This is a genomic window from Tautonia rosea (assembly GCF_012958305.1).
In the GTDB taxonomy this organism is placed as follows: domain Bacteria; phylum Planctomycetota; class Planctomycetia; order Isosphaerales; family Isosphaeraceae; genus Tautonia; species Tautonia rosea.
Window position 1 is genome coordinate 236,863 of sequence record NZ_JABBYO010000005.1, and the last position, 24,940, is coordinate 261,802.

A 24,940-nucleotide genomic window follows, 5' to 3' on the forward strand; every position below is an offset into this window, starting at 1 on the left:
GAAGAGTTGAGAGATCCGGTCTCTCGAAATACGTTTCTCGATGGCGAAGGACCTGCGCCGGCCATGCTCAAGCGGACCCATTCGTGCGGTGAATTGACGGCCGAACATCTCGGCCAGGAGGTCGTTCTCAACGGCTGGGTGAATGCCTATCGCGACTTCGGTGGGGTGGTGTTCATCGACCTGCGGGATCGTTACGGACTGACTCAGGTCGTCTTCGAACCTGAGACGGGTCAATCGCTCCAAGAGGCTGCCCAGTCGTTGCGTAATGAATGGGTCATCGGTGTTCGAGGAACGGTCCGTCGGCGTTTGCCTGGCAAGGAAAATTCGAAGCTCAAGACCGGCGAGATCGAATTGCAAGCCTCGTCTCTGGAAGTCTTCAACGCAACGCAAACCCCCCCCTTCGAGCTCGGAGGCGAGGCCAACGAAGAACTCCGCCTGAAGTACCGCTTCCTTGACCTACGGCGCCCGGAGATGCACCGCATTGTCGAGATTCGACACCGTCTGGCTCAGACCATGCGACGGGCGATGACCGACATGGGATTCTGGGAAGTGGAAACACCGATGCTCGGTCGAAGTACCCCCGAGGGTGCCCGAGACTTTCTCGTCCCGAGCCGCGTTCACCCTGGTCACTTCTACGCCTTGCCGCAAAGTCCGCAGTTGTACAAGCAATTGCTGATGGTTGCGGGCATGGACAAGTATTTTCAAATCGCTCGGTGCTTTCGGGATGAAGACCTTCGAGCCAACCGACAGCCGGAGTTCAGTCAACTTGACATCGAGATGTCGTTTGTTCAGTTCGAAGACGTGTTGGAATCCATGGAGAGTTTGATCCGCGAGCTTGCCCTCGAATTCACCGGGCAAGCGCTTGCCTCCCCACTGCCCCGACTGGACTACCACGACTCCATGGAGCGGTTCGGAACCGACCGGCCTGACCTTCGGTTCGGCATGGAGATCAACGATCTTGGCGATCTCGCTGCACAAACTGAGTTCAAGGTCTTCCGAGAGACCGTTGAACATGGGCGACGGGTTCGAGGAATCTGTGCTCCTGGTGCGGCCGAATCTCATAGTCGAAAAGATCTTGATGCTCTGACCGCGTTCGCTGGGGAATACGGCGCAAAGGGACTGGTCTGGTTAAAAGTCGAGGCCGAGCAATTTACTGGGCCAACGGCCAAGTTCTTGCCCCCCGAGGTTCAGGCCAGAATGCGAGAGCGTTTCGACGCGAAGCCCGGCGATCTCTTGCTCATCGTCGCCGATACCAAGGAGGTCACCTCGGCAAGCCTGGCGGCGATTCGGCATCGTCTCGGAAGAACTTTGGGGCTTTACGACCCCGGGTCCTTCCACTACTCGTGGGTTGTCCGGTTTCCGCTCTTTTCCTGGGATTCTGAGGATGGTCGCTTCGTGGCCGAGCATCATCCGTTTACGATGCCGTTGCCGGAGGACCTCCACCTTCTCGAATCCGAGCCATTGAAGGTCCGTGCTCAGGCGTACGACCTCGTGATCAACGGTGAAGAAGCGGCTGGAGGCACGATCCGGTGTCACGATCCGGTCATTCAATCGACGATCTTCCGCCACCTGGGCCTTTCTCCCGAGGAGGCTGAGGAGAAGTTCGGGTTCCTCCTGGCAGCACTCCGCTACGGAGCACCTCCGCACGGGGGGATTGCCTTTGGCTTTGATCGGATGGTGATGCTCTACGCGGGGCTCGACAACATCCGTGATGTCATCGCCTTCCCGAAGACGGCGAGAGGGACAGACCTGATGACGGGGGCTCCGGGCTCGGTCGAGGATCAGCAACTCCGTGAATTACATATCCGGACGAGATAAAATGATTCGAGGCTGGGACGTCGAACCATGATCGAGCCCTGGCATGTCGAACGCTCGGTCGTCACCTACCGCGATCGTTGGATCACCCTCAGGAGCGATGATTGTCGGTCACCGTCAGGGTACCCGATCGCCCCGTATCATGTCATTGAGTTGCCGACCTGGTTGAACATTGTCGCCTTGACGCAAGAATGCCAGGTCGTCCTCGTGACCGAGTATCGTCACGGACTGCGCGAGGTCTTGACCAGCTTGCCGAGTGGAACCGTCGACCCCGACGACGCCGACGTGGAGGCCGCCGCCCGTCGGGAATTGCTTGAGGAAACCGGTTACGGGGGCGGAAGGTTCGTCTGCCTCGGTCGCCACCCGGCGAACCCAGCGAATCAAAATAACGAAGTGGTTGGATTCCTGGCGGTCGGAGTCGATCGGCTCTCAGAGCAGAAGCTTGATCCTTCGGAGGAAATTGCGGTTTCTACCGAAGATTTTTCGGAATGGCTCGGGAAGGTCTGCCGGATGGAGGCTCGAATCCAGGTCTCTCACGTCGCGGCAGCGTTGATGGCCGCTCGAGTTGTTGCAGAAGGACACTTTACGGAGCTGAATCAGCTTCAAACACGGCTGATCCGAAAAAGATTGCTCGGTTCCCCTTACGCGTGATCGGCCTCGCAACGCAACGACTCGGGGCCGCTCACGCGGGGGATTCCAAAATGTCACTCCGACATCCGAGCGAAAAGCTTCGACGCTCCGCGCAATTCGGCCGCCCGAATCACTTGCGATCGAGGAATCCTCGACGCTTGAGCCAGGTTTCGCAGAGCCCGGGCCAGACCGAAAAAGCTGGGTCGGGCCCAATCCCTCGATCGGGCAGTCCGCCGCCGAGGCCGAGCCCATGACGGCCCGCCTCGAACAGGTGGAACTCCACGGGAACCCCAGCCTCTCGCAAGGCGAGCACGAACAGCAAACTGTTTTCGGCAGGCACAGGTTCATCCTCATTCGTATGAACGAGGAATGTCGGTGGCGTCTCCGGGGTCACCCTGCGCTCGTTCGAAAGAGATTCGAGGACATCGGTTGGCGGATTCTCGCCAAGCAGATTGCGCCTTGAACCGCCGTGTGCGTAATCGGTGGCCAGTGCGACCACCGGATAGCCAAGGATCATGAGATCCGGCCGGCAACTTTGGCGATCGATCGGATCCTCCGCTTCGGGGTTTCCAAGGTCAAAGTGGGTTCCCAGCGTCGAGGCGAGATGCCCTCCCGCCGAGAAGCCCAACACCCCCACTCGACCGGAATCAATGCCCCAATCATCGGCTCTGGCTCGAACGGTTCGAATGGCGCGTTGAGCGTCGGTTAAGGGGATGGGGTGTCGGTATCGAGGGCCAAGTCGATACTTGAGGATGACACCAGTCACCCCAACTGAGTTGAGCCACTGCGCGACTTGATGGCCCTCGTGGTCGATGGCGAGGGCCCCGTATCCACCTCCCGGACAGATGATCATCGCTGCGCCGGTTGCGATCGAGGGATCGGCCTGATATACGATCATCGTCGGTTGGTCGCTCGGCTCGGAACCGAGCGCACCAGGCGCTCTCTCAGGCCAGAGCAAAATCTCGGTTGGCTCGGCCGCGAGACCTGGGGATGAGGTGATCAGGAGCAAGATTGTGGTGGAGAGGATGCGTTTTCCCATCGATCGGGCCTCAATGGACAGTTTCGGAGCATCAATGCGACGGACGAAGCATCTCGGCCTCAAGTGGTTGGCGTCCAACTCGATCCGAGAGCCATCATCTGAACGGCTCGTCCTCAGGCCGGCAAGCCTCCGCCTCCCGTCGAAATGGCATGGAACCGAAATCGCCTGCCAGATTGGCAGGAGCCCAATCATTGGTGTCATGTTCGTAAAGCAAACTGGAAAAGCGACTTACAAAGAATAATCTCCGTGGTACACGACTTGCCACTTGCCGCGTCGAACACGAAGACCTTCTGTTCGGAAAGTCTGGATCAGAGGTCTTCGGATGATCGCCCCCAACGAACGACAGACGAAGCCCAAGCGACATCGCGTCGGCGCGACCGCGCTGGAGGGAGACGACGACCGTGGCGAAACTGTTGGCTTATGACGAAGAAGCACGCCAGAAACTGGCGAGTGGTGTTACAAAGCTGGCCAAGGCCGTGCGAAGTACACTCGGCCCCCGAGGCCGTAATGCGGTCATCGACAAGGGCTGGGGAAGCCCGACGGTGACCAAGGACGGCGTGACCGTTGCCGAGGAAATCGAGCTGACCGACGCCTATGAGAACATGGGTGCACAGCTCGTCAAGGAAGCCGCCAGCAAGACGTCCGACGCGGCCGGTGATGGAACCACCACCGCAACAGTGCTGGCCGAGGCCATCTTCAAGGAAGGGCTGAAAGCCCTGGCCGCCGGGGCTGACCCGATGGCCCTGAAGCGAGGGATCGATCAGGCCGTCCAGAAGGTTGTCGAAGAGGTCAAGGCTCGCGCCAAGGCCGTCGGCGGCGACAAAAAGCAAATCACTGAGGTTGCCACGATCGCTGCGAACAACGATCGCAGCATCGGCGAGCGATTGGCCGACGCCTTTGAGAAGGTCGGCACCGACGGTGTGATTACTGTCGAGGAGGGCAAGGGTTTCGAGACCGAAGTCGACGTGGTCGAGGGAATGCAGTTCGACCGCGGCTATCTCAGCCCTCACTTCATCACCGACCAGGATCGGATGGAGGTCGTCCTTGAAGACCCTTACATCCTGATCCACGAAGAGAAGATCAGCACGCCCCGAGTGCTCGTGCCCTTGCTGGAGCAGATTGCCCGAGCGAACAAGCCGTTGCTGCTGATTGCCGAGGATGTCGAGAGCGAGGCCTTGGCCACGCTGGTTGTCAATAAACTTCGAGGCATTCTCCAGGTGGCCGCCGTCAAGGCTCCCGGCTATGGGGATCGCCGTAAGGCGATGCTCGAAGACATTGCCACCCTCACTGGCGGCAAGGCGATCTTCAAGGATCTCGGGATCAATCTCGAAAGCGTGCAGTTGACCGATCTCGGTCGGGCTGCCAAGGTGATCCTCAGCGGCGATCACACGACGATCGTCGAAGGCCGCGGCACCGCCGAGGCCATCAAGGGACGCACCGAACTGATCAAGCGCGAAATCAGCACGACCGACTCGGAATACGACCGCGAGAAGCTGCAGGAACGCCTTGCGAAACTCGCTGGTGGCGTGGCCAAGATCAACGTCGGGGCCGCAACCGAGACCGAAATGAAGGAACGCAAGGCCCTCGTTGAGGACGCCTTGCACGCCACCCGCGCTGCCATCGAAGAAGGCGTCGTTCCTGGAGGCGGCACCACCCTGGTCCGCGCCGCCAAGATTCTCGAGGACCTGAAGTCTGGTGGAGACGAGGATCTCGGAATCCAGATCGTCCGCCGAGCCCTGGAGCAGCCTTGCCGATCAATCGCCGAGAACGCAGGTCTCGACGGCTCGGTGGTCGTGAATAAGATCCGACGCTCGAGCGATCCGAACTTTGGATACAACGCCGAGAGTGGTGAATGGGGTGACCTGTTCTCCTTCGGCGTCGTCGATCCGGCCAAGGTCACGCGAACGGCGCTCCAAAATGGCGCCTCGGTCGCTGGGCTCCTGCTCACGACCGAAGCGATCATCATCGAGAAGAAAGAGAAGAAGCCCGCCGGCGGCGACCCCCATCATGATGATCATGGCATGGGCGGCATGGGCGGCATGGGCGGCATGGGCGGCATGGGCATGATGTGAGCCCGACGCACAGCAACTGGGTGGTGACCGATGTCAACGACGTCATCGGTCATCAACCAACCCTCTTGCCTGGATTCTTCGATCAATCGGCTACGGGATCCTTCCCTCACCAACCCTTGAACGACGCACAGGAACCTCACCATGGCGACGACCATTCGCCCCCTTGATGACCGCATTGTGATCAAAGAGATTGAGGCCGAGGAAAAGACCTCCGGCGGAATCGTGCTGCCCGATACGGCTCGGGAAAAGCCGCAGCGAGGGCGGGTCGTGGCGGTTGGCCCCGGCAAGCTCTTGGACAATGGCAATCGAGCCGAGATTGGCCTGAAGGAAGGTGACGAGGTCCTCTTCGGGAAATATGCCGGAACCGAAATCAAGGTCGATGGCGAAGAGATCAAGATCCTTCGCGAGTCCGACGTCCTCGCCAAGATCGTTGGATGAGCCATCTCGCATTCCATGATCTCGTTCGACCCTGAACGAGGTTCGACGCGAGGCAGCTGAAGATCTGCCTCGCGATTGAACTCATCGGGTCTGCAATCGATCCCTCGACAAATCATCTCACACGCAAGACACTTCGAACGACCGAACCAGAACAGGAGCTCTCGCACGTGGCCAAGCAGTTGCTCTTCTCCGATGCGGCACGGCGGAAGATGCTCTCGGGCATCGATACGCTGGCGCACGCTGTCGGCACTACGCTCGGACCGACGGGCCGCAACGTAATCCTTAGCAAGTCCTTCGGCGGACCCGCCGTCACCAAGGACGGTGTGACCGTCGCCAAGGAGATCGAGCTTCCGGACCCCTTCGAGAACATGGGGGCCAAGCTCGTCAACGTCGTTGCCTCAAAGACCTCTGATATCGCTGGCGACGGAACGACAACCGCTACCATCCTTGCCCGAGCCATCTTCCGGGAAGGGCTTCGCACCGTCACCACCGGGGCCAATCCGACTGCCGTTCGACGCGGCATTGAAAAGGCGGTCGACGCCGCAGTTGGCGAGCTGATCGAGAACGTCAGTCGGGAAGTGACCAAGCCGGAAGAGATTGCCCAGGTCGGCACCATCTCGGCGAACAATGATCCGTCGATCGGCTCAATGCTGGCCGAAGCCGTCAGCAAGGTCGGCAACGACGGCGTCATCACCGTCGAGGAAGGGAAGACCTCGTCGACCACACTTGAATTCGTTGAGGGTCTTCAGTTTGACAAGGGTTACCTGAGCCCTTACTTCGTCACCAGCCCAACGACAATGGAGGCCGTCCTCGATGACGCGCTGATCCTCTTGCATGAAAAGAAGATCAGCAGTCTTCGTGAACTGATTCCATTGCTCGAACGCGTGGCTCAGTCTGGTCAGCCGCTCTTGATCATCTCTGAGGACGTTGAGGGAGAGGCGCTGGCGACCCTCGTGGTGAATCGGCTCCGAGGCATCCTCAATATCTGCGCGGTCAAGGCTCCTGGTTTCGGCGATCGTCGCAAGGCGATGCTTCAAGACATGGCCATCCTTACTGGCGGCACTGTCGTCAGTGAAGATCTCGGCCTGAAACTGGAGAACCTGACCCTTCAGCAACTCGGCTCGGCCAAGCAGATCAAGGTGAGCAAAGATAGCACCACGATCATTCAGGGAGCCGGGAAGAAAGAAGATATTCAGAAGCGAATTGATCAACTGCGCAAGCAGATTTCCGAAACCGATTCTGAATACGACCGAGAGAAGTTCCAGGAACGTTTGGCGAAGATCACCGGGGGCGTCGCCGTGATCAGTGTCGGCGCTCCGACCGAAGCCGCCATGAAGGAACTGAAGGCCCGCGTCGAAGATGCCCTTCACGCCACTCGGGCAGCGGCCGAGGAAGGGATTGTTCCCGGTGGTGGGTCGGCGCTCTTGCGTACCGTCCCTGCGGTCAAGGCGCTGCACGCTTCACTCGAAGGTGACGAAAAGGTCGGTGCCGCGATCGTCTTGCGGGCGCTTGAAGAACCGGCCCGTATGATTGCCCAGAACGCCGGGCATGACGGAGCAGTAGTTGCACAGGAAATCTTGGAAAAGGGTGGAAGTGTCGGCTTTAACGCGAACACCGGCGAATTTGTCGACATGTTTGAAGCCGGCATCATCGACCCAACCAAGGTGACGCGAACAGCCCTCCAGAACGCCGCGTCGATCTCTGGGCTGATGCTCACGACCGAGGCAATGATCACCAATCTCAAGGACGAAGACGAAGAGAAGGGCGCCAAGCGTATCGAAGGCTCGATTCGCTGATCCCCTCTCGTTTGACCAATCCCGAAGCGTTTCCTAGAAAATGCACGGTCACGTTCGTTTCTCCGGTCGCCACGGACGACTTTCATTCGTGGCGACCGATTCCCAATTAGCTTCTGGAACAGGTGTTCAAAACCCTTTAGTGGTCTTTGGCAACCTTTGCCGCGAATCGCTCGTCAGTCCTCAATCAATCTCGTGTTCGAACTCCGGAATCATCAAATAAACCGATGTGTTGCGAATAAATGGTTTCGGTTCGATTAATATGTTTTTTTGATGCTGAAGAAAAATCCAGTTCAGTCTTGGATGCTCTTGAGAGAACGTCAGGATTGCCGACCCTCGTTCTCATTGCTCTCGATCTGGTCTGGTGGTAACCGTATCAGCTCTCAATTGATCGGCGACACCAATTGTGTTCTCCCAACGGACTCAAACGCACGCTTTTCCTCCAAATCCCGCCGAGATCGTTGACCCCTCGTGTTGCGGTATTCGTTCTCGTGCCTTGAATGGTAAGATGTTCCATCTCCTCCGTAGAGCTGGTGACAGACTCCGCCGCCAGTGCCACCGATCGAGACACGATGCCGATGGCAACGACCAAGCGTGATTATTACGAGATTCTCGGGCTCCAGCGCGGCGCGACGCCCGACGAAATCAAGGGAGCTTATCGACAGCAGGCCAAGCGGTTCCATCCCGACCGCAACCCTGGCGACCAGGAAGCCGAGCGGAAATTCCGTGAAGCGGCCGAAGCGTACGAGGTCCTCTCCGATCAAAATAAGCGGGCTCGATATGACCGCTATGGTCACGCCGGACTCGAAGGAGCCGGAGTGCACGACTTCCGATCCGCCGAGGAAATCTTCTCCGCATTCGGAGATATCTTCGGTGGCTCCGGTCTCTTCGGTGATTTCTTTGGCCCTCGACGCCGAGGGCCGCGGGCCGGTTCTGACCTGCTCGTTCGGCTCGAAATCGAGCTGGAAGAAGCGGCCCGAGGAGCGACGAGAACAATTGAACTCGACCGACAAGAGTATTGCACCACGTGCAATGGGACCGGAGCTCGTCCTGGGACCGTTGCATCCACGTGCGACTATTGCGGAGGTCGAGGGCAAATCGTCACCGCTCGCGGCTTTTTCCAGATGGCCCAGACCTGTCCCGCCTGTGGAGGAGAAGGGGTTCGAGTCGTAGACCCATGCTCAACTTGTCGGGGATCGGGACGGGAGCTCAAACTTGTCTCGGTTCAGGTTCGCATTCCGGCTGGTGTTGATACCGGAACAATTCTTCAACTCCGGAACCAGGGTGAGCCTGGTGACCCAGGCGCTCCTCGAGGCAATCTTCGCGTCCAGATTCAGGTTCGCCCTCACGCCTTCTTCGTTCGCAAGGGCAATGACCTGATTTGCCAGGTACCCATCAGCTATCCCCAGGCCGCACTCGGTGCTGAAATCGAAGTGCCAACGCTTGACGGCCCCAGCCCACTGACCGTTCCGAGAGGTTCGCAGAGTGGCGATATTCTGAAGCTTCGTGGTCGAGGGATGCCAGACCTCTCTGGCTCTGGTCGAGGGGATGAGATGGTCGAAGTCTTGATCGAAACTCCTCGCCGACTTTCGGCTCGGCAGGAAGAACTTCTCCGCGAACTGGCAGAACTCGATCACCATGACGTCAGCCCGAAGCGCAAGAGTTTCCTCGAAAAACTTCGCGACTTCTTCACCGAACCCGAGGAGGGGGAAACCGAAACTCCCCAATGATTCGAGTCCCGGCGATTTGCTCGATTCTCTGAGCCCCCTCCCGCAACGAACTTGGACCCGACGCCCATGAGCGATTCGAATCCCCAGAACTCCTCCGAAGAGGTTTCGACCGACCCCAAGGCTCGAACCGCTGCCCAAGGGACCGACGCCACAAACGCTGCGATGCGACAGGAACTGGACGAAGTCGTCCGGCAGCGAGACGATTATCTTGAACAACTGCGTCGATCGCAGGCGGACTTCCTCAACTTCCAAAAGCGAAGCCGATCTCAGGCCGAGGCCGATCGCGTATATGCCGCTGCTCCCCTCGCTAATGATCTTCTCGCAGTTATGGATAACTTCGAACGCGCCATCGAAGCAGCCCGACAGTCCGGAGCCGAAGGAATCATTACCGGACTGGACATGGTCCACAAACAACTCCTCGATGCATTGGCGAAGCACGGCGTCGAACCCATCTCAGCGATGGGAGAAGCGTTCGACCCAAACATCCATGAGGCCCTCATGCAGCAACCCTCTGCCGAACATCCTGAAGGGACAGTCGTCGCCGAACTCAGTCGAGGGTATCGCCTGCAGGACCGGGTGTTGCGACCGAGTCGAGTGGCTGTCTCTGTGAAACCATCCTGAGCGGCCTCGGGCTTCAAAATCTCGAATCGATCCAACTCAATTCTCACACTCACCCTCCGGAGACCTCGACCTTCCATGCCGACCTACGACTACATTTGCGATAGTTGCAAGCATGAGTTTGAGGCCTTTGAGTCGATCAAGGCCGACCCTCAAACCATCTGCCCCGCCTGCCAGCAGGAAACCCTCCGCCGCAAGATTGGTGCGGGTGCTGCGATCTTGTTCAAGGGCTCCGGCTTTTACCTGACAGACTACCGGAGTGATTCCTACAAGAAAGCCGCAAAGGCCGATTCAGAATCCTCAAGTTCCACGAGCTCAAGCTCCAAATCAGATTCGAAGCCAGCAGCGTCGAGTGGTTCTACCTCTGACTGATCTGTGACAGACCGACCATGATTCGTGGTAAGTGCCCCTTGTGTGGCCGGGAGTTCGAAGGAACCGACCTCGGCTCCCTCCCACACTTCCCATTTTGTTCAGAACGGTGTCGGATGATTGACCTGGGTCGATGGGTGGAAGGAGCCTATACCATCCCCGGGGCCCCTACCTCAGCGCTCCCTTCTGACGAACTTGATGAAGAAACCGACGAGTAATTCTTCGGAAAACCGACGTTGACTCCATCGCTCGATCGAGTACGATCCCCAATCACAGGCTGGCTGCGTGTTTCAGCAAGAGGATCTCACCGAAATTGCCTGAACCAGCCTGATCGCTGCGTCCTGACCTGATTCGACAGCTCGACGCGAGGCCGCACGGACGGGGCCGCTCACCATTCGACCTCTCCCCCGAACGCCTTGCCCCCCGAGCCCTTCCGCATCGGTTCGGAACCCGTTGCGCGAAGGTCATCGCATGACGTCCACGGATGGGACTCCTCAATGCACCTCCTCGTCACCGGCGGCGCGGGCTATGTCGGTTCGACCCTGGTCCCCGAACTTCTCAATCGCGGCCACCGGGTCCGCGTGCTCGATTCGCTGAAGTTCGGAGGTCATGGGTTACTTCCTTGCTGCCAAAATCGTTTCTTCGAACTCCAAAAAGGGGACGTGTGCGACCCCAAGACCGTTGAAACCGCGCTCGAGGGCGTGGACGCGGTAATCCACCTCGCCGCGATTGTGGGCTATCCGGCTTGTAAGAAAGAGCCGCAACTGGCACAGGCAGTCAACGTCGACTCGACGAAGCTGATTCTGGAGAAGCGAAACAAGGATCAGAAGGTTTTATATGCTTCCACCGGAAGCATTTACGGATCGATCCCCGATTACATCTGCAATGAGAACACGCCACGGGCGCCGATCACCCTCTACGGAGAAACCAAGGCCAAGGCCGAGCAAATGGTGCTCGACGCCGGGAATGGGATTGCCTACCGGTTCGCGACCGCCTTCGGTGTGAGTAACCGAATGCGTCTCGACCTGATGCCGAACGACTTTACCTATCAAGCTGTGAAGAACCGCAACTTGATTGTTTATGAAGGCGGCTTCAAGCGTACGTTCGTGCATGTTCGCGACATGGCCCGTTCGTTCATCTTTGCCCTGGAGCGTTGGGACGAGGTCAAGGATGATGTCTACAATGTTGGCCATGAGAGCATGAACTTCACCAAACAGGATGTTGCCCGCAAAATTTTGGAACATGTCGATTATTACCTCCACTTCGCCGAGGTAGGCACCGACGCCGACCAACGGAACTATGAGGTGAGTTACGAGAAGATTCGGGCCAAGGGCTTTGAGACCACCATCGACCTTGACCGAGGCATCCGAGAACTGGTCCAGGCCGCGAAACTGATCGAGTGGTCGAACCCGTTCAGTAACGTCTGATTCGTCGCAGGCCGGGGGAGACGAAGACCAGTCGGTAGCGTGACTTTCGCGCTACCTTCAGTCTCCCTCAAGTCTGCGATTGAGCGCACCCTGCTTACTCAACGCACTGAGGGGACAGCGAGCGATGAAGGGTTTCTGGTCGGGCAAGCGAGTCACGGTCACCGGCGGAGCCGGGTTTCTTGGAAAGCACATCGTCGCGCGGCTCGAATCGTTCGGGGCCGAGGTCTACGTTCCTCGTAAGAGAGACTATGACCTCACGACCCTCGATGCTTGCCTACGTTGCCTGCTAGAGCATCCCTGCGACACCTTGATTCATGCAGCGGCCTATTACGGTGGCATCGGAATCAATGTGAATGAACCGGGGCAGCTTTATTATCAAAATCTCGTCATGGGTGCGAACCTCATGGAGGCGGCCCGCTTGACGAAGGTCGACAAGGTCGTCAACATCGGCACCGCGTGCAGCTACCCCGGCTATCTGGAAGGGGAACTCAAGGAGCAAGATCTCTGGGCTGGACCCTGTCACGCTAGCGTGGTCAACTACGGCCTGACGAAAAAAATGTTGGCGGTCCAGGGGGTCGCCTACAAGAAGCAATACGGCCTCGACTCGATCCACCTGATCCTGACGAACCTTTATGGGCCGGGCGACTCGTACAATCCAGACCGCTCTCACGTCGTCGCCGCTCTGGTACGGAAGTGGGTTGAGGCCGATTTGAACAAGGCCCACGAAGTTGAGGTCTGGGGCACTGGCAAGCCAATCCGGGAATTCATCTACGTCGAAGATTGTGCCGACGCGATTGTTCTCGCCGCAGAGGTCTACAATGACGAGACCTTGCCCCTGAATATCGGGACCGGCATTGGTACCTCGATCAAGGAACTCGCTGAGACGGTCCACGATCTCTCCGGGTTCAAGGGCACACTTCGGTGGAACGTCGACAAGCCCGACGGCGCAGCCAAAAAGGTCCTCGACGTGACCCGAATGACTCAGGTCCTCGACGGCTGGACGCCGCCGACCGACCTCCGGACTGGACTGGCCAAGACGATCTCCTGGTATCGTGCCAACAAGGATGAGGCCGACGCCAAATGGTGAGCGATATTCCGAAGCCCAGCTCTCCTCCCCGATCTGGCCGTCGCTGGCGAGCCGAACATGATCTTGAGGGAGCGACACGACCTCACACGGGATCGAGAATCGGCCAAGCCCGGCGCAGACCTCGCATCCTCTTTGTCAACCAGTACTACTGGCCCGATCACGCTTCCACCGCCCAGCATTTGACAGACCTGGCCGAGTCCCTCGTTGATCGGGGTTACGAAGTCCATGTCCTGTGTGCTCGGGGCCGATACGAGCCGGGGGTCGAGCCTCCGCCAGGTGAGGAAACTCACAATGGCGTTCAGATTCACCGGGTTCGAGCCACCTCACTCGGTCGGGGAAGCGTTTTCAAACGCATGACCGATTACCTGAGCTTCTATCTTGGGGCGGCCCACAAGGCGTTCACACTGCCGAAATTCGAGGTGGTTGTCACACTCACGACACCACCAATCATCGGCCTCGTAGGGACGATCCTGCGCCGTCTTAAGGGATCGTGTCAGGTGTACTGGAGCATGGACCTTCACCCCGACGCCAGCCTGGCAATCGGGCAAATGTCCAAACGGAATCCCATTGTCGCGGCCCTCACCTGGCTGAGCGACTTTGTCTATCGACAGGCCGACCGCGTGGTCGTGCTCGGACCCTACATGGCCGATCGCATCCGGGACAAGGGAGTCCGCGATGCCCGGATGGTTGAGATCCCGGTCTGGAGCCGCCAGGATGAGATCTTCCCGATCGCTCGTCAGGGTCATCCCATGCGAGCATCGCTCGGGCTTTCTGAGAAATTCGTTGTGATGTACTCCGGCAATCTCGGTCTTGCTCACTCAGCGACCGAGTTCATCGAAGCCGCTCGACGGCTCCGAGATCGGAAAGAGATTGTCTTCTTGTTCGTGGGAGGTGGGCCAAGGCTTCGAGAAGTGAGGGATGCGAAACAGGATGAGGGACTGGAAAACATCCAGCTCCTTGACTATGTTCCTCGCGAACAGTTGCACGAATCGCTCACCGTTGCAGACGCACACCTCGTCTCGATGCGGTCCGAAATGACTGGTATCGTTGTGCCCGGAAAATTGTACGGTGCCATGGCATCGGAGCGTCCGGTACTCTTCGTCGGACCGGATCATAGTGAGACAGCCGACACAATTCGGCAGGCGGGATGTGGGATCACAGTACGTCTGGGCGAGGTCGATTCGCTCGTTGATGCGATCACGTACCTCGCCGATCATCCGTCAGCCGCGACTACGATGGGGCAAAAGGGCAGATCTGCGTTCCTCGCCGAATTCGAGCGCGAAGGATGCTGCGAACAGTGGTCGGCGCTGATGGGGGAACTCGTCGGCGACTTGCGGCCCAGTTCGGTCCCGGATGGTCCAGCAGTGGTCTCGGCCATCCGTTAAGTCGGAAACGTTCATGGGTGTTGAATGATGCATTGAGGGATCGTCGCGTGATCGGGTAATCTTGGTGATTACTCGGGAGGCTGCGTCGATCCCCGCACACATCCCGGGGAATTCTCCCGACGATGGCGACGGGAACGCGGGGCGGCAGCCGTGACGAATGATCCTGACGATCCTCCGTACTATGAAGCCCCATTGACCCACCCAGCGGCGAACCCGCAAACAGAACCGGCGAAGGGAGTTTTCCCGACGACCCGGCGAGGGGCGGTCGCCGGGGCCCTGGTGATGTCGGCGGTGGGAGTGCCAATCGGGGCGATTGTCGCAATCGCCGGTTTGATGCTCAGCGCGATGGCATTCGGTGCGGGGCGAGGTTTCGCCGTTTCGATGTGGACGGTCCGGGGCCTCGGTTTCGCGCTGTCGTTTGCAGTCATCGGTGCCGTGTGGGGCGGGTTGCTGGGCCTGGTCCTTGCCTTGATGCGTAGGGGAAAGCCGCAGGGTTGGTCGTCCCGTTTCGCAAGCCTCCTTGAACGACCGATTGGGAGACGATCGAGCGATCAACCGAACAGGCCATCACGATTCTCTCGCCTGTCGCGGTTCTACTGGCGGGTGCTTCCCTGGGTGATCGGAGTGCCGGGGGTCGTTGCGATCCTCGTCGCATTCGCAGCGGGGTTCCGGATCGGCGCGGGGGTAGATGATCGGTTGGATTCGGCCATCGCCGCCGCCGATCAGAACGATCCATACTGGAGAATCGACGACCTCCTCGCTAACCGCACACCGATTGATCCCGAAGAAAACTCCGCCCTCGTTGTCGAGGATGCACTCGACCTGCTCCCCGATGGCTGGCCCGATCACGAACCACCTGAGATTCCGGGCTGGGTCAATCCTCCTCAGAGTGATCTGATGATCGCCCTCGATCGCCTCTCGGATCTTGACTCGAACGTCCGACTTGACGACTGGACTGAGGCGACACTCCGAGTCGAACGTGAGGAATACGAGGAGGCTCTTGTCCTCGCTCGACGAGTCGCCGATCTTGACCAGGGACGGCACGAGCTACGGATCGGCCCGGCGGTGATCGATACGCTCCTGCCTGAAACACAGGCATCTCGGACCGCTGCTCGATTGTTGAATGTTGATGTCGCAATCCTCGCCCAGGATGGCTTAGTTGACGAGGCCATCGACTCCAGCCGGGCCATCCTCGGCGTCGCCCGGTCAATCGGAGATGAACCGTTCTTGATCTCACAGCTGGTCCGTATCTCCATCGGCAGCGTCGCCATACAGGCTGCCCAGCGGACGCTCGGCCAGGGGGAGGCTTCCGACGAGGCTCTGGAACGACTCCAGGCGGATTCGATAGCCGAGTTCCGGCGCCCTCTCGTACTTCACGGGATGAAGGGGGAGCGAGCCACAATGGTCGAGGTGATTCGCCGGCTCGCCAATGAGGAAATCCCGATCAGATCCCTTAGTGGGACCGGATTCCTTGATTCTGAGGAGACGGTTTCCCCTGTTTCCCCCTGGGGGAAACTCACTTTCGAAAATCAGATGGCCCTTGCGCTGGATTTCATGAACGAAGCCGTGGCGATCGCTGCACTTCCGGCGTACGAGCGAGGCCCACGCTGGTCCGCATGGGAGGTCTGGATCGAGGAGGAGCGAGCGGAATGGCATGCCTACTGGACGAAGACCCTCCCAATCCTGATGACCCCCGCCTGTCAGGCCGGCGACCTTGCCCATCGGCGGTACGAGGCCGTACTTGGGTCGATGGTCGTTCTCCTCGCTGCTGAACGGTACCGCCTTCGTCACGGAGATTGGCCTGCATCGATCGAGGCCATTGACGATGAACTCCTTCCAGGCGTTCCCCTCGACCCTTTTTCGGGTGAGGTCTTCCGTCTCCATCGTCCCGAGGGGCGGTTCGTCGTCGCCTCGATCGGTCCGAACGGCCAGGATGACGGGGGTGAGTACGAGCCGAGGGCGTGGCCTCAGGGAGGGCCGGACGACGTGGGGGCGGTCGCCTGGGACGCGGAACTCCGGGGATCAGCCCCTCTGCCCTTCGACCCAAGGGAGGAGGACGACGACTCAGGGAACCGTTGAGTGTTCGGTCTCCTGGAGAGACGACTCCGAAGCAGAGCGCACATGTCTCTCGGTTTCGACCTCTTCTCAGACTATCGCGGAGGAATCAGGGGCCATTTGCGTCAACGTTGATAACTGGTGTGTGGGTAAAGGACGAATCGCTGAGCGAGGCGGAGGGAAAGATCGTCTCTCCGCTCGATGCGGCTCCAGGGGTCCTTCATTCCGGGAACCGAGTAAGCCACGCCGATAAGCATCAAGGTAACGAAGACCAATTTCCAGGCGTTCCGGCGAAGGCGTTCCAGCCCCGCGGCCGTAAAAAAGAAGACGAGCGGAGTGATCGGCAGGAGGTGCCGGACACCGAACGACTGTCCCGAGTAGTCTGTCCGACGGACGCCGAAGCTGTAATAAGCAAGCAACACAAGGGTGACGACCCCGACGACGACGGCCCCGGAGCGGAGACCTTCCTTGTGAGTGGCGATCGCGATTGCGAAGCCCATCGGGGCGAAGATCAGGACGGGGGTGACGGTCAGCCACCCCTGAGGACCGACGAGCAGCTCGACGAGAAAGAGTGATCGCGGGATCGTCTCACGGTACTGCCCGATCTGAGTCGCCCAGTAGGACCCTTCGTACGCGAGTGCCTCAGGATACATCTCGACCGGAAGCGGTGTTCCCGTCACCAACGATTGCAAGATACTGTGACCAAGCATGGGAACAATGGAGCCGATCACGAACGCAACGCCTGCTCGTTTTGATCGAACCGCCAACCAGAACCAAAGACCGATCCACATGGCTCCACCCGCCGGCAGGTCGATCGTGGCGGCAAGTGCGGCGAGAAACCCAGCAAGGCTCCCTCGTCTCCAATCTGATTGCTCCTCCGAATCTTGAAGCAGGATCAGGGCAAACGCGAAGGTCAACAGTCCCGCGGCAACGCTGTGATTGTTGAACGTCACGCCGTAGGTCAGCAGGAGCGAACCGAATCCGAAACCGATCGTGAGCAAATCAGCGAGGCCCCGGTGAACGTCGATCGTTTGGAACATTCGTCGCAAGGCATACAGGGCCAGTGCCGAGGGAATCGCAACCAGAATCCCCACGAGCGCCCGATTCACCGGCGCAAAGGACTCCACAAAGGCTCTGGGCGAACGCAAGTCAAACATCCGATACCCCGAGGCATACAACGGTCCATAAACGGCCGCTCCCAGTGCCGGAAGTACCGGAGGCTTGTCGGAGTAAAGCCTCTCCCGAAACTTGGCGAGATCGGGGGAACCACTCGGTCCGAGATAGGGAGAGTCATCGACCGAGAGCGTCCCTCGCTCCACAATCGACTCAATCGTCATGTACCGCGACCAGACGTTGCCGCTCATCCTGGGCGGTTCGGCAAGCAGGATCAGGGCTGCCCCAAAGATCACGGCAGGGATCGCCGCGCGAAAATGACCGATCGGCCTGGGCAAGCCAATGGTCCGATTGGCTGCAGAACCTGTGGCCATCGTTGTAGAATCATGAGAAACCATCACGGTCGATCACCGAAGGGATCATGGGGAACCCCCGCCGGAGGGTGGCGAAGGGGGCAATGGATCGTGTTTGGATTCTAACCTCAGGAGGCAGTCGTTGGCCAACTTCGCCACACGATCCGGAACCCCTGGCTGGGCGATTGCAGGGCTCGTTCTCGCGTTGATCTTTGCGGCCTGGTGGCGCGGACATACGTTCGCACCGGCGATGGAAGACTCGCTCGGCCTGGCTCCCTGGCCAGTCGTTGAAGGGGAATCAGAACCGCTCGATTGCGACGAGGCTGCGTATGCCTACATGGCCCGAAGGCTCTTCAAGGGCGACCGACTCTATGCGGACCTGAGCGAAAACAAACCTCCCCTCGGATACTGGATCTATTCCGCGTCGGCGGCAATCGGAGGGGCGAACGAGCTGACCATCCGATTGCTTCCGCTCCCGCTGGTTCTCGTTACGGTCGGTCTGGTCTGGTGGATCGGCTTGCGACTTGGTGGATCAATTGCTGCCGTAATGTCTGCATTCCTCTACGTCTTGCTTAGCACAGACCCCTATGTTTACGGCAATGGAGCACAGCTCGAACAGGCAATCAATTGCTTTGCAGTGGCTGGGTTGGCTGCGGTCCTCAGGGCGGAGCAAGAGCCGCGAAGACGCGGGACGTGGCTGATCGTTGCCGGGGTTTCGGTGGGATTGGCGACCGCGGTCAAACAGGTGGCAGCCCTCCATCTGGTGATTCTTGGAGTGGCCGTGCTGGCATTCCCTCGCCGAGACGACGACGGGGATTCCAGAGTCCTCGATCGGCTGCGATCGCTTGGTGCCCTGATCGTCGGGTTTCTCGGGGTCGCAGTGGTTGTGGTTGCGATCCTCTTTGCTCGAGGTGTTGCGGGAGACGCGTACGATGACATTATCCTGGCCGGGAGAGCCCTGGCGACGGATGTCCCGCCCGAGCTGAACGCCCCATCGCCCCTCATCCGATGGATGACGGGCAATGCCGATCCCAAGGGAGAGTTACCCCCTCCGTTCGGTTCCACGAAGTACCTCGTCTGGTGGGGACAGGGTTCCTGGCCGATCTGGCTAGTCGCGGTTCCGTCGCTCATCGGTCTGGCGATCCGTCGGCCAAGCATTGGCCGATGGGTTCTCGTCGGCTGGACCATTTCGGCGTTGGTTCAGGTCGTGGCCCCACGATTGTACTGGGCTCATTACTACCTGTTGCCGACTCCAGGTCTTGCAATGCTGGTGGGAGTGACGCTTGGGGACCTGGTGACATCAAGTCAGAAAACGTGGCGATCGTGGCTTCTCGTGCTTGGCCTGATCGGGACGATTCTGGTGTTCGGAGCAATTCAGGTTCGAGACTATCTCTTGGTTCCCTCCGAGCAACTGACAATTCGTCACAAAGGAGGAGGCCAGTGGGTCGAACTTCGAAAAATCGGTCGAGACCTTGGCGAACGAACCACCAACTGGGACGATCCGACTCTCCTGGTTTGGGGATGGCAAAGTCCCTTGAATTTTTACTCGAACATGGATGCTCCGTCGCGTCATTTCTTCACGAACAATTTGATGCGAGACTTTGCCGATCGTCCCCATCCGGTCGTTTCGCCAAAAATCGCCGAACTCATGACTGATCTTCAGGAGAACCAGCCCGACCTCGTCCTGGTAGCCTACCCCCCCTTTTCTGCGCTCAGAGAATTCCTTGAGCAAGGATACTTACCAACAAACCTCTACCGGATCCCGATCTCGCCTGATGGCCGGGGACTTTGGGTTCGTAAAGATCGGCTTGCGGAACTCACCCGATCGATGGCAGATCGGAACTGACGGGAGTCACAGCCGGCACAGAATCCTCAATGATCCGAACGTAACGCTCCCGGAGCGTTCCCATGATCTGCTCCCAACTCTGAGATCGCGCATAATCCCGGGCGGTTTCAGAAAGTTGTCGTCGAAGCTGGGCATCCTCTGCGAGCGCAACTAGAGCTTCAGCAAACCTCGATGGCGGGTCATTGGGATTGATCGCCAGACCGGTCCTACCGTGCTGAATGATCTCTGCTGGACCACCGTCTGCAAGGACGACGGCCGGCAGGCCCGAAGCCAACGCTTCAAGTACCACGTTTCCGAATGTTTCGGTGCGGCTGGCGAAGGCGAACACATCGGCTGCGGCGTAGTGGTCAGCCAGGTCTTCGCCCGATCGAAATCCGACGAAGCGCGCCATCGTTCCCAGCCGAGCTTCGATCAATGGTCGGGCAGGTCCATCCCCTACAATCAATAGGCGAATCCGAGCACATTTCTGCGCAGAGCCCGCGAGCGCCTCGGCAAGGTAGTCGATATTTTTCTCAACGGCAACACGCCCGACATAGGAGATTACGACATCCTCAGGGCCAAAACCGAGTGCTTTTCTCACCGCCTCCCGGCCTGGTCGGTCTGGTCGAAACAGCGCCGCATCGACTCCCCTGGGCCAGAGGACGAGGTTCTCAAAGCCCTGACTGTTGAGGTTCGCAATGGTTGATCGTGAAGGAACGTAGGTCTCATGGGTCCGATTGTGGAACCAGCGGAGATAGCGCCAGATCAACCCCCGAGCCCATCCAATGCGATAGTGATCGGAGTACTGATCAAAATTGGTGTGAAAACTAGAGACGACCGGGAGACCTTCCGCTTCGGCGTTTCGAAGGATAGCCAGCCCCAAAGTTGCTTCAGTGGCAATGTGGATCAGGTCAGGTCGAAACCGATGAATCGCCCGACAGACCCCCCGATACGGAGGACGAGGCAGCCGCACATCTGGATAAAACGGAATCCGAAGCGAGGGAACCCGGTGACAGGTCTCCGGCTGGCATGGTGTCCCATAATCCGGGTGGATCAGTTGGACCGCATCACCTGAGTCGTGTAGCACTCGCACAAGTTGGGAAAGTGTCCGAGATACACCGTTGACTTGTGGAAAGTAGGTCTCAGTGACGATCGTGATCCGCATCCCCACGCCTCGCCAAACCCGTCGAGTCGAGCCCGAAACGCCGGTCAACCTCAAGACGGCTTGTTCCTTGTGCTCTTTATCATCGCACGAGGAGAAATGAGAAACCATGTCATCTCTGGGCGTCCCTGGAAATTCTAGGTACGTGGACTGGCACGACCGAATACAAGGAAAACATTGCTTACTTTATAAAGATTATCATTTTTTGATTCTATTGTCGTCGTGCAAGGGCTGGATTTCTCTCGCAGACTGGAATCTGGATCATGGAGTCCCCTGATTTCATGCCGCCGACCGGAAACACTGCTCAGACATCAACCGCTTGCTCGTCGCAAGGCGCCGTGACAGACTGGACTCTCACTTCCCGACCGATTGGCATCTGATCGGGGTCGGGAACCGATCTGATTCTCGATCTCGGAGCAATGATCCGTGAAGCCCAATCCCGTCAAGCGGGCCCTTCGTGAAGGAAAGCCGCAGGTCGGCACCTGGTTATCCCTCGGGAGCACCTTTGCCGCTCGATTTCTCGCCCGCACTGGACTTCCCTGGCTGACCGTTGACCTGGAGCACACGCATACCGACATCCAGACAGCCGCGCTCATGTTTGGTGCCATCGCTGATGCAGGCTGCACCCCACTGGCTCGCGTTTCCTGCTGCCGGCACGACTTGATCAAGTCGGTTCTCGATTGCGGAGCCATGGGCATCGTCGTGCCGATGGTCATGACTCCGGAAGAGGCTCAAGTTGCCGTTTCCGCCTGTAAGTACCCTCCTGTCGGCAATCGGTCGCTCGGTGGATCGTTGCATGCCTTGAACTACGGGACAACGGCTGAGAAATACTACTCAGGAGCCGACGAGGAAATCCTCGTTGTAATCCAAACCGAGCACATCCACGCCGTCGAGCGAGCCGACGAGATTTATGACGTTCCCGGCATCGACGCGATCTTTGTTGGACCAAACGATCTGGCTGCCTCTCTCCGGGAAGCCAAAGGTGTGACACCCACCCCTGAGCGGGTCGAGGAGGTCTTAATCCGGATTCGGGAGGCTGCGGCCCGTCATCGCGTTCCCTGCGGGATCCATGTCAAGGATGCAGACGACGCGCAACGAAGAATCGACGAGGGATGGCAGTTCATCGCTGTTGGGAGCGAACTCGCGATGATGCTCCAATACGCAACCGCACTGGCCGATCGCTTCAATCAGGGAGATGCTGCTCCTGAGCTTGCGAACTACTAATCGCGCGTCGAGCCTGGCCTGCTCCCTTGAACCCCGAGGCAATGGGGACAATACCTCTGGACCGTTCCGAGCCTTTCTCCTCGACGCTCGAACGACAACCACCCCATCCCAGGGGTCGGACCGAAATTGACATGGGAGTTACGTGATGGCGGTCCTCCTGATCGGCACCCTCGACACGAAAGGTCGGGAACTCGAATTTCTCCGTGACCGACTTCGGTCCGAGGGTCTGCGGGTCCTGGTGATCGATGCCGGATCCGGTGATCCCGTGGCAATCGAGGCTGACTACCCACGCGATCGGGTCTTCGAGGCCGCCGGATCGTCACTCGATTCGGTCCATCAGCATCGTGATCGGGGCCGAGCAGTCACGGATGCGGCACGAGGTGTCGCTCGCCTGGTCGAGCAGTTGGTCGTTGAGGACAACGTAGAGGGGATTCTCGCGATCGGGGGTTCGGCGGGAACGACAATTGGCACTTCAGCAATGCGGGCCGCTCCCTTCGGTCTCCCAAAAGTCATGGTCAGCACCTTGGCCAGCGGACAGACCCGGCCGTATGTTGGTGGGAGCGATCTCATGATGCTCCCATCAATCGCAGACCTCGCCGGTCTGAACGGGATCACCCGTCGCGTACTTACTAACGCCGCCGATGCAATGATCGGCATGGTCCAGGGGCAATCGAAACCCGACCTCCACACTAGGGCTTCCGATGGCAAGCTCATCACCGCCACGATGTTTGGTGTGACGACGCCCTGCGTTGATCGGGCTCGCAACCGGCTCGAATCCCAGGGTGCCGAAGTGATCGTCTTTCATGCGACCGGGGTGGGTGGACAGGCCATGGAGCAATTGATCCGGGACGGTCTCGTCGATGGTGTGCTCGACCTCACCACGACCGAACTCGCCGACGAGCTTGTCGGAGGTGTCCTCTCAGCAGGCCCCGATCGCCTCTCAGCCGCAGTCTCCGCGGGCATTCCGCAGGTCGTCAGTGTCGGGGCCCTCGATATGGTCAACTTCGGCCCTCTGGAAACGGTCCCCGAGATTTTCCGGGGCCGGCTTCTCCATCTCCATAATCCAACGGTTACCTTGATGCGGACTCAGGCAGACGAATGTGAAGCCATTGGGCACCGCATGGCTCAGGCCCTCAGAAACGCTCGTGTCGAAACAGTTGTCCTGATCCCGGAACTCGGTGTTTCCGCGCTCGATGCTCCTGGTCAACCCTTTTTTGATCCCGAGGCGGACGCCGCGCTGTTTTCGGCCATCCGAGAAGGACTGAAAGGATCGACGCACACGCGAGTCGAATCGCTTCCCATGCATCTCAATGATCCAGCGTTTGCAGATGTCGCAGTCGAACGACTCCTCGCGGCAAGGAAGGGAATGATCCAGTGACTCGGACGAGTATCTTAGATCAATTCCGACGGAAAATCGCCGAGGGCAAACCCATTATCGGTGGTGGAGCCGGAACCGGCCTGAGTGCCAAGTGCGCCGAGGCGGGGGGAATCGACCTGATCATCATCTACAATTCGGGCCGGTTCCGAATGGCCGGTCGAGGGAGCCTCGCAGGTCTGATGCCCTATGGCGACGCCAACGCGATCGTCATGGAAATGGCTCGCGAGGTCTTACCGGTGGTCAACCACACACCCGTCCTGGCCGGAGTCTGTGGCACTGACCCCTTTCGAGTGATGGATCGATTCCTCGTCGAGGTGCGCGATGCCGGGTTCGCCGGCGTCCAGAATTTCCCGACCGTCGGATTGATTGATGGGCAATTTCGCAGAGGACTTGAAGAAACTGGTATGGGCTACGACAAGGAAGTCGACATGATCGCGCGAGCCCATCGGCTTGGTCTCTTGACCTGCCCCTACGTCCATGATGAACACGAATCCTACGCAATGGCCAGCGCTGGTGCCGATGTCGTGGTCGCTCACGTCGGGCTTACCACCAAGGGAATGATCGGAGCGCAATCCGCCCTTGGGATCGACGAGGCAATCGAACGTGTTCAGGCAATGGCCGACGCCGCTCATTCGGCCCGAGAAGATGTTCTTGTCCTATGCCACGGTGGCCCCATCGCCGAGCCATCCGACGCGGGAGAAGTGCTGGCTCGAACCCGGGGAGTCGTCGGATTTTTTGGGGCAAGCAGTATCGAGCGACTCCCCACCGAGCCGGCCATTACGGGCCAGGTTCAGGCCTTCACATCGTTACGATTGCCCGAATCGTGAATCAGCGATCGCGATCATTTCGAGGAGGTATCGGCCTCGGGATCGACCGACTCGGTGCGACCTCGGACGAGTGTCCGCGTTTGTCCCTCCTGAACCACCTCGCCTCGCTGGTTGACCACTTGACGGTTCCAGGTCACAACACCTCGTCGACCTCGGGCTCGGGGTTCGAGCGCTTCGACCCGGGTGATGACCCGAATGGTGTCGCCGGGAGCGATCGGTTGACGAAATGACCAGGAGAGAATTTCCAGAAACGCGAGCGTCTCGACGCGAGGGGCCGTGGTCCCGAGGCCACTGGCGATTGCCAGACCGAGCAGTCCATGGGCAACCGGTTGCCCAAATGGCCCTTGCCGAGCCGCCTCATGGTCCACATGCAGCGCATTAAAATCACCAGAGAGTCCCGCAAACAGGGAAATCTCCGTCAGTGTAATCGTCCGAGAGACACTCTCCCAAGCCTCTCCGATCACCAAATCCTGGAAGTACAACACCTGGACATTGTAAACCTTCACCGATCTATATTCCTCGCGGTAACCCTCAAGTGAGAAACAGGTTCGGCTTCGTCCCCCGGGTTCAAGGAGATCTCGAGAGCATCGCCTTGAGTCG

At 59.0% G+C, this 24,940-nt stretch carries 21 protein-coding genes; 17 read left to right on the forward strand and 4 right to left on the reverse strand.

Annotated features, from left to right (window positions below; all coding sequences use genetic code 11):
• Positions 1–63 precede the first annotated feature (63 nt).
• Both aspS and HG800_RS10695 read left to right on the forward strand, forming a co-directional pair.
• Positions 64–1,818, forward strand: a complete 1,755-nt coding sequence (aspS, locus tag HG800_RS10690; RefSeq protein WP_169976616.1) for an aspartate--tRNA ligase — start codon at positions 64–66, stop codon at positions 1,816–1,818.
• A 27-nt stretch (positions 1,819–1,845) separates the two neighbouring features.
• Positions 1,846–2,466: an NUDIX hydrolase gene (locus HG800_RS10695; RefSeq protein WP_169976617.1), complete on the forward strand. Its 621-nt coding sequence runs from the start codon at positions 1,846–1,848 to the stop codon at positions 2,464–2,466.
• Between the two features lie 109 nt (positions 2,467–2,575).
• Here HG800_RS10695 and HG800_RS10700 read toward each other — a convergent pair whose 3' ends face one another.
• Positions 2,576–3,484: an alpha/beta hydrolase gene (locus tag HG800_RS10700; protein ID WP_169976618.1), complete on the reverse strand. Its 909-nt coding sequence runs from the start codon at positions 3,482–3,484 to the stop codon at positions 2,576–2,578.
• 401 nt (positions 3,485–3,885) lie between these two features.
• Here HG800_RS10700 and groL (HG800_RS10705) point away from each other — a divergent pair, with 401 nt between their 5' ends.
• The 11 genes from groL (HG800_RS10705) to HG800_RS10755 all read left to right on the forward strand — a co-directional run bounded on the left by groL (HG800_RS10705) (position 3,886) and on the right by HG800_RS10755 (position 16,482).
• Positions 3,886–5,556, forward strand: a complete 1,671-nt coding sequence (gene groL / locus HG800_RS10705; RefSeq protein WP_169976619.1) for a chaperonin GroEL — start codon at positions 3,886–3,888, stop codon at positions 5,554–5,556.
• A 141-nt stretch (positions 5,557–5,697) separates the two neighbouring features.
• Positions 5,698–5,994 carry a co-chaperone GroES gene (groES, locus tag HG800_RS10710; RefSeq protein WP_169976620.1) on the forward strand — a complete coding sequence of 99 codons (297 nt, stop codon included), beginning with the start codon at positions 5,698–5,700 and terminating at the stop codon, positions 5,992–5,994.
• A gap of 167 nt (positions 5,995–6,161) precedes the next feature.
• Positions 6,162–7,790, forward strand: coding sequence for a chaperonin GroEL (gene groL / locus HG800_RS10715; RefSeq protein WP_169976621.1), 1,629 nt, complete (start codon positions 6,162–6,164; stop codon positions 7,788–7,790).
• A gap of 575 nt (positions 7,791–8,365) precedes the next feature.
• Complete coding sequence (gene dnaJ / locus HG800_RS10720; protein WP_235963587.1) at positions 8,366–9,517, forward strand: molecular chaperone DnaJ; 1,152 nt, start codon at positions 8,366–8,368, stop codon at positions 9,515–9,517.
• A 66-nt stretch (positions 9,518–9,583) separates the two neighbouring features.
• Positions 9,584–10,138: a nucleotide exchange factor GrpE gene (gene grpE / locus HG800_RS10725; protein WP_169976623.1), complete on the forward strand. Its 555-nt coding sequence runs from the start codon at positions 9,584–9,586 to the stop codon at positions 10,136–10,138.
• A 75-nt stretch (positions 10,139–10,213) separates the two neighbouring features.
• Positions 10,214–10,507, forward strand: a complete 294-nt coding sequence (locus HG800_RS10730; RefSeq protein ID WP_169976624.1) for an FmdB family zinc ribbon protein — start codon at positions 10,214–10,216, stop codon at positions 10,505–10,507.
• A 17-nt stretch (positions 10,508–10,524) separates the two neighbouring features.
• Complete coding sequence (locus HG800_RS10735) at positions 10,525–10,722, forward strand: DNA gyrase inhibitor YacG (protein WP_169976625.1); 198 nt, start codon at positions 10,525–10,527, stop codon at positions 10,720–10,722.
• 279 nt (positions 10,723–11,001) lie between these two features.
• The gene (locus tag HG800_RS10740; protein WP_169976626.1) at positions 11,002–11,931 is read left to right on the forward strand and encodes an NAD-dependent epimerase/dehydratase family protein; all 930 of its coding nucleotides are present in this window, start codon (positions 11,002–11,004) and stop codon (positions 11,929–11,931) included.
• 124 nt (positions 11,932–12,055) lie between these two features.
• Complete coding sequence (locus tag HG800_RS10745) at positions 12,056–13,018, forward strand: NAD-dependent epimerase/dehydratase family protein (protein ID WP_169976627.1); 963 nt, start codon at positions 12,056–12,058, stop codon at positions 13,016–13,018.
• Positions 13,012–14,403 (forward strand): glycosyltransferase family 4 protein, encoded by a 1,392-nt coding sequence (locus tag HG800_RS10750; RefSeq protein WP_169976628.1) that lies wholly within the window; start codon positions 13,012–13,014, stop codon positions 14,401–14,403. Before HG800_RS10745 ends, HG800_RS10750 begins: the two co-directional genes overlap by 7 nt.
• A gap of 150 nt (positions 14,404–14,553) precedes the next feature.
• Positions 14,554–16,482 (forward strand): hypothetical protein, encoded by a 1,929-nt coding sequence (locus HG800_RS10755; RefSeq protein WP_169976629.1) that lies wholly within the window; start codon positions 14,554–14,556, stop codon positions 16,480–16,482.
• Positions 16,483–16,583: 101 nt separating this feature from the next.
• On the opposite strand, the gene HG800_RS10760 is transcribed toward HG800_RS10755, so the two are convergent.
• Positions 16,584–17,945: a hypothetical protein gene (locus tag HG800_RS10760; RefSeq protein ID WP_169976630.1), complete on the reverse strand. Its 1,362-nt coding sequence runs from the start codon at positions 17,943–17,945 to the stop codon at positions 16,584–16,586.
• Positions 17,946–18,066: 121 nt separating this feature from the next.
• Here HG800_RS10760 and HG800_RS10765 point away from each other — a divergent pair, with 121 nt between their 5' ends.
• Entirely contained in the window at positions 18,067–19,770 is a 1,704-nt protein-coding gene (locus HG800_RS10765; protein WP_169976631.1) for an ArnT family glycosyltransferase, read from the forward strand.
• Here the strand turns inward: HG800_RS10765 and HG800_RS10770 are convergent.
• Complete coding sequence (locus tag HG800_RS10770; protein ID WP_169976632.1) at positions 19,742–20,914, reverse strand: glycosyltransferase family 4 protein; 1,173 nt, start codon at positions 20,912–20,914, stop codon at positions 19,742–19,744. The genes HG800_RS10765 and HG800_RS10770 overlap by 29 nt on opposite strands.
• A gap of 423 nt (positions 20,915–21,337) precedes the next feature.
• Between HG800_RS10770 and HG800_RS10775 the strand changes: the two genes are divergently transcribed.
• The 3 genes from HG800_RS10775 to HG800_RS10785 all read left to right on the forward strand — a co-directional run bounded on the left by HG800_RS10775 (position 21,338) and on the right by HG800_RS10785 (position 24,340).
• Positions 21,338–22,135 (forward strand): HpcH/HpaI aldolase family protein, encoded by a 798-nt coding sequence (locus tag HG800_RS10775; protein WP_169976633.1) that lies wholly within the window; start codon positions 21,338–21,340, stop codon positions 22,133–22,135.
• 145 nt (positions 22,136–22,280) lie between these two features.
• Positions 22,281–23,513 carry a Tm-1-like ATP-binding domain-containing protein gene (locus tag HG800_RS10780; protein WP_169976634.1) on the forward strand — a complete coding sequence of 411 codons (1,233 nt, stop codon included), beginning with the start codon at positions 22,281–22,283 and terminating at the stop codon, positions 23,511–23,513.
• Positions 23,510–24,340: a phosphoenolpyruvate hydrolase family protein gene (locus HG800_RS10785; protein WP_169976635.1), complete on the forward strand. Its 831-nt coding sequence runs from the start codon at positions 23,510–23,512 to the stop codon at positions 24,338–24,340. The genes HG800_RS10780 and HG800_RS10785 overlap by 4 nt, the downstream gene beginning before the upstream one ends.
• A 14-nt stretch (positions 24,341–24,354) precedes the next feature.
• On the opposite strand, the gene HG800_RS10790 is transcribed toward HG800_RS10785, so the two are convergent.
• Positions 24,355–24,846, reverse strand: a complete 492-nt coding sequence (locus HG800_RS10790) for a MaoC family dehydratase (RefSeq protein WP_169976636.1) — start codon at positions 24,844–24,846, stop codon at positions 24,355–24,357.
• Positions 24,847–24,940: the final 94 nt, after the last annotated feature.

What these genes read in the sequence shown, in the direction of transcription:
- aspS (WP_169976616.1), top strand. Translation starts at nt 64, where the DNA reads ATGCTCAAGCGGACCCATTCGTGCGGTGAATTGACGGCCGAACATCTC.
- HG800_RS10695 (WP_169976617.1), top strand. Translation starts at nt 1,846, where the DNA reads ATGATCGAGCCCTGGCATGTCGAACGCTCGGTCGTCACCTACCGCGAT.
- HG800_RS10700 (WP_169976618.1), bottom strand. Translation starts at nt 3,484, where the DNA reads ATGGGAAAACGCATCCTCTCCACCACAATCTTGCTCCTGATCACCTCA.
- groES (WP_169976620.1), top strand. Translation starts at nt 5,698, where the DNA reads ATGGCGACGACCATTCGCCCCCTTGATGACCGCATTGTGATCAAAGAG.
- dnaJ (WP_235963587.1), top strand. Translation starts at nt 8,366, where the DNA reads ATGGCAACGACCAAGCGTGATTATTACGAGATTCTCGGGCTCCAGCGC.
- grpE (WP_169976623.1), top strand. Translation starts at nt 9,584, where the DNA reads ATGAGCGATTCGAATCCCCAGAACTCCTCCGAAGAGGTTTCGACCGAC.
- HG800_RS10730 (WP_169976624.1), top strand. Translation starts at nt 10,214, where the DNA reads ATGCCGACCTACGACTACATTTGCGATAGTTGCAAGCATGAGTTTGAG.
- HG800_RS10735 (WP_169976625.1), top strand. Translation starts at nt 10,525, where the DNA reads ATGATTCGTGGTAAGTGCCCCTTGTGTGGCCGGGAGTTCGAAGGAACC.
- HG800_RS10740 (WP_169976626.1), top strand. Translation starts at nt 11,002, where the DNA reads ATGCACCTCCTCGTCACCGGCGGCGCGGGCTATGTCGGTTCGACCCTG.
- HG800_RS10745 (WP_169976627.1), top strand. Translation starts at nt 12,056, where the DNA reads ATGAAGGGTTTCTGGTCGGGCAAGCGAGTCACGGTCACCGGCGGAGCC.
- HG800_RS10750 (WP_169976628.1), top strand. Translation starts at nt 13,012, where the DNA reads ATGGTGAGCGATATTCCGAAGCCCAGCTCTCCTCCCCGATCTGGCCGT.
- HG800_RS10760 (WP_169976630.1), bottom strand. Translation starts at nt 17,945, where the DNA reads ATGGCCACAGGTTCTGCAGCCAATCGGACCATTGGCTTGCCCAGGCCG.
- HG800_RS10770 (WP_169976632.1), bottom strand. Translation starts at nt 20,914, where the DNA reads ATGCGGATCACGATCGTCACTGAGACCTACTTTCCACAAGTCAACGGT.
- HG800_RS10780 (WP_169976634.1), top strand. Translation starts at nt 22,281, where the DNA reads ATGGCGGTCCTCCTGATCGGCACCCTCGACACGAAAGGTCGGGAACTC.